We start from the raw sequence: 3,390 nt of genomic DNA on the forward strand, positions 1-3,390 counted from the left end.
AGGCCGCCGCCGGCAAGGTCAGCTCCGCCGCCCACGAACTGGAGAGCGAGGCCGAGACCCTGCGCACCGAAGTCGAAACCTTCCTCAGCGCCATCAAGGCCGCCTGAGGACGCCAGCCCCAACGAAGCCGGAGGTTGCCCGCAGGTAACCTCCGGCGCTAAAGTGGCAGCGGCGCGGCCTTTCGGTCCGCGCCGTTTCACATTGGAAATTCAAGGCCATGGCCAGACCGCCCCGGTTCCTGTCGCGCCTCGTCGACAAGGTGGTGCCCGACGTCATCAAGCGTCTGGCCGCCGACGAGCCTGCCGAGGCGCCGCCGGCCGGGCCGGAGGCCGGCCAGGGGCAGCCGTCCGCCTTCGACGAGGAACCGCCGGAACTGACGCTGGAGGACATCCTCAAGGAGGACATCGGCGCCTTCGGCGGCAAGATGCACATCATCTCGCTGGTGGAGTTCAAGGAGGCCATCGGCTCCGCCCGCTGGCTGAAGCTGTCCACCAACATCATGCTGATCGCCGAAGGCGTGCTGCGCTCGCGCCTCGGCCATACCCACGCCTATGCCCAGCGCGGCACCGACATGTTCGTGCTCGGCTTCCGCGGCCTGTCGGAGGGCGAGGCCAAGAACCGCGCCATCATGGTGGCCGAGGAAATCGGCGGCCGTCTCTCCGGCGCCAACTTCGGCGGCAAGCAGGCGCTGGTCCGCGTCGCCGAGATCGCCCCCGAGGACCTGCTGGGCGAGGGCGACGGGCTGGACGAGGACGCCCTGCACGCCGCCGTGGCCGGCGGCCAGACGGTGGCGGCGGCCGGCGATGACGGCGCGGCCGCGACCCATTTCTGGTCCAGCCGCCCGCCGGAGAAGAAGCCGCAGCGCCTGTTGCCGACGGTCGATCCCACCGCCCTGCACCAGCCGGAACGCCGCTACTGGCATCAGGCCGCCCTGCCCGACCGCGACGAAGGCCGCCGCACCTGGGCGACCAGCGGCGCCGGTGCCGACTACGACGACCCGCCGCCGGCCGAAGACCCGCTGCTCGCCGCCGCCCGCGAAGCCGCCCAGGCGCCGCGCTGGGAGCCCCTGGTCAGACCGCTGAGCGAGGCGGAACGGCGTCACTTCGAGGAAATGCACGGCGGCCTGCTCGCCACCCTGTCGCCGCAGGACTACCTGAAGCGCGGCGGCCTGGACGCCACCGACGAGGCGCCGCCGCCCCCCGCCCCGCTGCCGCCGGAAGACCCGGAACCCGAAGTGGACGCGGCGTCGAAGGCGCCCGGCGCGGTGGAACTGGCCCTGCGGCCGTGCTGGACCCTGGCGACCGAGGCGGCGGATACCTTCCTGCTGCGGCCGGTGCTCACTGGCGGCTCCATCCCCGCCGGGGAAACGCGGGAGCCGGCGGCGCTGCACGATCCCCTGGTCGCCGCCGAGGCGGCGAAGGCGCTGGCGGCCATGGCCGGGGCGGGCAACAAGGCGGTGCTGGTGGTGCCGCTGCATGCCGTCTCCCTGGCCGGGGAGCGGCGGGCGGAGGTGCTGAAGGCGCTGTGCGCGGCGCCGCAGGGCCAGCGCATGTTGCAACTGCGGGTGGAACTGGTCGGCATCACCCCCAACACCCGCCCAGCGACGGTGACGGCGGCGGTGCAGGCGCTGCATCCGGTGGTGCGCGAAATCGCCCTGCGCACCCCGCTGCTGGAGCCGGCGCGAGCGGTGTTCGGCATCAAGGGCGTGCTGGTCGGCGCCGACCTGGATACCGTGGCGGCGGCGGACCGTCACCCGGAACGGCTGGCGGCGGCCCTGCGGCAGCTGGAGGAAAAGGCCCGCCTGGGCGGCGCCAGCGGTACCTTCGCCTGGGGCCTCAAGCGGCGGCAGGAGATCGCGGCGGCGCTGGCGGCCGGCATCCGCCAGGTGGGCGGCAGCGCCTTTTCCAAGGATATCCCCCTGCCCGGCCGCATCGTGCGGCTGCCCAAGGCCAAGCTGCTCGGCACCCTGTAGACGCACGAAGGCCGCCGGCCCAATGGGCGCGGCGGCCTTTCAGTACAGGGCAGTGTCAGGCGGCGGGGCCGGCGTATTCGAAGCCGGCGTCATCCACCACCTTGGCGATGACGGCATCGTCCGGGCCGTTGTCCACCGTCACGCGGGCGGTCGACAGGTCGATGCTGACCACCGCATCGGCCTTCTGCGCCTTGATCGCCTGCTCCACCGAACGGGCGCAGCCGCCGCAGGTCATGCCCTTCAACGTGTAGCTCTTGCTCATGTGTCAGCCCCTTGGTTGAGTGTGGCCATAGACTGCACCTTCCCGCCGCTGGAAGGTCAAGGGCGACGGCGCGCCCTACCCATGCCCCATGCGCTTGCGCACGATGGTCGACAGCGGCACCAGCACCAGGCCCTTGTCCTCCAGGCTCGGCAGCCACTGTTTCAACGCCTTGTAGGTGGAGTCGTGGGGGTGGCCGATGGCGATGGCATAGCCCACCTTGCGCGCCACCTTTTCCGTCTCCGCCAGCTGCGCCATCACCGCCGGCAGGGTATCGACGTTGTCGAGGAAGATGTGGCGTTCGGCGAAGGGAATGCCCGCCTGTTCCGCCAGCTTCGGCCCCACCGAGCGCGGCGAGGTCTTGCTGTCGAGCCACAGCAGGCCGCGGGCGCGCAGCTCGTCGATCACCACCCGCATGCCTTCGGGATCGGTGGTGAAGCGGCTGCCCATGTGGTTGTTGATGCCGACGTAACCCTCCAGCCGCGACAGGCCGGCCCGCACCTGGCGGCGCACCTGGTCCGGCGTCATGGTGGTCTTCAGCACGTCGGGACCGCTGTCGAGGCTGCCGTTCAGGGGCTCCATGGGCATGTGGATGATCAGTTCATGCCCCGCCGCCCGCGCCGCCTTCGCCTGCGCCGCCACGTTGTCGGCGTAGGTCATCCAGGCGGTGGTCAGCGGCCCCGGCAGGGTGACGATGCGGTTGGACCGCACCTTGTCGACGCCCAGGTCGTCGATGACGATGGCGATCATCGGCCGCCCCTTCACCGCCGGCGACGGCACCGCGTACTTCACCCACGGCGCCTCGCCGTCGAAGGCCTTGGGCGCCGGTTCGAACACCGAGCGCGGCGGCGTCGGCAGGGCGGCCACCTGGGTTTCCGCTGGCGGCGGCGCCGGCACCGCCTTCACCGGCGGCTTGACCGCCCCGGCGGCGGGCGAGGTCGAGGGCGAGGCCGAGGCCGACGGCGGCCGTTCCGCCGGGATCTCCGCATAGGCCCCGGCACCGGCCTCGGCTTCCGCGTCGGCATAATCGTGCGCTTCCGAGGCAGCCGGAGACGGCGACGGCGGCGGCGGCAGCAGGGCGGCGGGCGGCGTCACCAGCGGCCCGGTGGACAGCGGCGGCTGGCTGGTGGCGACCGGCGGCGTCACCGCCGGGGCGGCG

The 3,390-nt window shown here is 72.4% G+C and carries 3 protein-coding genes; 1 reads left to right on the plus strand and 2 read right to left on the minus strand.

What is annotated here, in order from left to right; all coding sequences use genetic code 11:
* The first annotated feature begins 217 nt into the window (after positions 1 to 217).
* Positions 218 to 1,972, plus strand: coding sequence for a hypothetical protein (locus ABD056_RS22550; RefSeq protein ID WP_343870522.1), 1,755 nt, complete (start codon positions 218 to 220; stop codon positions 1,970 to 1,972).
* Positions 1,973 to 2,027: 55 nt separating this feature from the next.
* Here the strand turns inward: ABD056_RS22550 and ABD056_RS22555 are convergent, their stop codons facing one another.
* On the minus strand, positions 2,028 to 2,234 hold the full coding sequence (locus tag ABD056_RS22555) for a heavy-metal-associated domain-containing protein (protein WP_343870524.1): 207 nt from the start codon (positions 2,232 to 2,234) through the stop codon (positions 2,028 to 2,030).
* Between the two features lie 75 nt (positions 2,235 to 2,309).
* Positions 2,310 to 3,390 (minus strand): divergent polysaccharide deacetylase family protein (locus ABD056_RS22560; protein ID WP_343870526.1); only part of this gene is annotated, 1,081 nt, incomplete at its 5' end.

Source organism: Caenispirillum bisanense (genome assembly GCF_039523075.1).
Taxonomy (GTDB): domain Bacteria; phylum Pseudomonadota; class Alphaproteobacteria; order Rhodospirillales; family Rhodospirillaceae; genus Caenispirillum; species Caenispirillum bisanense.